Genomic DNA, 2,334 nt, shown 5'->3' with positions numbered 1-2,334 from the left:
AATGAAGCGATGAAACACGTCCAGTATCCAATTCGATATTGGCCCAACTAATTTAGGTTGAGCTACTGTCTTAGGTTTAGTTACCGGGCACTTCCTGAGCCCGCCCGACTCCACGTAGTTTGATGATGGATACGAAGCGATATCCTCATGCTGCCACCCCCGCCTAATCTTCCAGCACAGCCTCGAGCCGTTCGCGCACCTCAGCATCATCGCCATCTATCCACCATGCCCGCTGACAACCACGCCCACGTCCGGCACGGCGGTCAGCCGAGCGCCTTCTCGGTTTACTCGACATTTGCAAACAGCCTCCGATGCAACACCGCCGCATCTGCCGGGCACCTGAGGCACTTGATCCCCCGGCGGAAACGGACAAACTTGGCATTGGCGGGTGGCGCTTCCGGAATGTCGACTGAAACCTCGAGAGAGATGATGAAAAAACCCATGGACGCCGAGGCACGGCATGCCGCAAAACCTGTGATTTGCTATCCGGTTGAAACCCTGCCGCAGCCCGATCTGGACGCCTATGCTAGGTTTCGAGAGCATGCCGTGAAAACCGATGAGGTCTTGGTGCCAGCACGAGAGGCGGCGACGTTCACGGTGCCGGCGGGAGGGTTCTTTCGCATCTCGTCCGTGGATGGCCCACAGGTGGGTGACCTGAACCTGTGGCATGCCGAAGATCTTTCCGAGCGGTTCTATTCCGGCAAAACCCGCGCCATGCACGGCACCCATGTCACCACCGGTCACAGGCTCTGGTCTTCGTTTCCTGCATTGCGTCCGATGGCGACTCTCGTTGCGGACTCGCTGGACTGGTACGGCAAGGACTCTTTCGGAGCGTCTGTCCATGACGTGATCGGCACCCGCTGTGATCCCTACACGCATCATCTGCTGTCCGGGGATCAGTACCATCATTGCTGCCATTCAAACCTGACCCGCGCGCTGGCGGATGCGACAGGGCTGTCCTTGAAGGAAGCAGAGCCGCACGTTCATGACGTCCTCAACGTTTTCATGTGCACCGGCTTCACTCAGGACACGGGGCAATACTTCATGAAGGCCAGCCCCGTTCGGCCCGGCGATTTCCTTGAGTTCTTCGCCGAAGTGCCGCTGCTTGGCGCGCTCTCGGCCTGTCCCGGGGGGACTGCTCTGCCGAACATTCCTCCGATCGCGCAGCGTGCTATCCATTGCTGGTCGAGGTGTTCGAGACACCAACTGACACGCTGGCTGGTTGGCAAGGGCCGCGGCCAAATGGCTATGACCGGAGTCACGGACGGTGAGAAATACATCCTTTGCCAAGGTTAATAGCCACCACTCCAATCCGCTGGCCTGTCGGCCAAATCGTTCAGGACTGCTGCCAGAAATTTGCGAACAGATGCAGCGTCTCTGGCGAAGGATGTCTTACTCGACACCATAAGGATCAGGCTCACGACCGCAAACGGGAGGCACAAGAAGCGTTGACAACCCTTTGCCAGAACATGAGACATTTGAGCCTGAGGATCGCGATCCATAGAGCACAAGTCAAATAGGAATCGATCAGTTTCGGCGGCAAGTTATGGAAAATAAAAACTTTATATACACGCCCATATGGGTCCGCGTTCTCTCCATTGGCGCACTTTCAATCACTTTGGTCATGTCGCTCCTTGTCACGTGGCACTATCTGGATACGGAGAAGGAAACGTGGCTGCTTGTCGCGATGTCTCTTGCGCAGGTATCTGCATCCGGCCTGGCATTTACGTTGGTTGTCTTTTATTCGTCTAAAGATGCAGGTATATCTGGACTGCAACACAAGACAAACTTGTTTCTTTGTCGCGTTCTTCCGAGAACTCTGTTGTTGATTGACTTCCCAAATCCCGCCGTCTCGGACTGGAAAAAAAGTCTCATCCCAGTAAAAGGAAGATTGGCAAAGATCTGGCCAAGTCTCCTACGACCATCAGTATTCAGAAAGTATCGGGTGGCAATTCGGCCCTGTACACTGTTCATGCATTCGGCGAACAGCTAAACATGCGGGTTCAAGTTAACGTTTGGGAGCTCACAGTTTCCTACTACTTTCCGGCTGAATCGGAATCGGAAATGAAACAGCTGAAGGATCAATTGCAGTGGGCGATGAGCCGCTTCACGGAAATCGTTGGATACAAGAAAAGCTGGTACTTCAGCACCGAAGAATTCGACCAGAAGAGTTACGTGTCCGTTCACTTGACGAAAGACTTCGACAGAGACTTTCTTGACGATGATCGGCAAAAACTGAATTTTGCGCAAGACCTGGCTGCGAGCTCAAAATCACTGATCAAAGAGTGTAAAGCTCGAGGTATTTCTTTAAGTCATTGAATTGGATTGTGGAGC

General features: G+C 53.9%; 1 protein-coding gene and 1 pseudogene. Both read left to right on the top strand.

Going from position 1 to position 2,334, the window contains the following annotated elements:
* Positions 1–426: 426 nt before the first annotated feature.
* Positions 427–1,271 (top strand): annotated as a pseudogene (locus ACOI1H_RS24990) (urea carboxylase-associated family protein).
* A 793-nt stretch (positions 1,272–2,064) separates the two neighbouring features.
* Positions 2,065–2,319, top strand: a complete 255-nt coding sequence (locus ACOI1H_RS24985; protein WP_422440971.1) for a hypothetical protein — start codon at positions 2,065–2,067, stop codon at positions 2,317–2,319.
* Positions 2,320–2,334 lie beyond the last annotated feature (15 nt).

Origin of the sequence: Loktanella sp. DJP18, from assembly GCF_049310965.1 — a bacterium.
In the GTDB taxonomy this organism is placed as follows: domain Bacteria; phylum Pseudomonadota; class Alphaproteobacteria; order Rhodobacterales; family Rhodobacteraceae; genus Loktanella.
Note: the sequence above shows the minus strand (reverse complement) of the source record. Positions and strands in the feature narration are given on the sequence as shown.

What these genes read in the sequence shown, in the direction of transcription:
- ACOI1H_RS24985 (WP_422440971.1), top strand. Translation starts at nt 2,065, where the DNA reads ATGAAACAGCTGAAGGATCAATTGCAGTGGGCGATGAGCCGCTTCACG.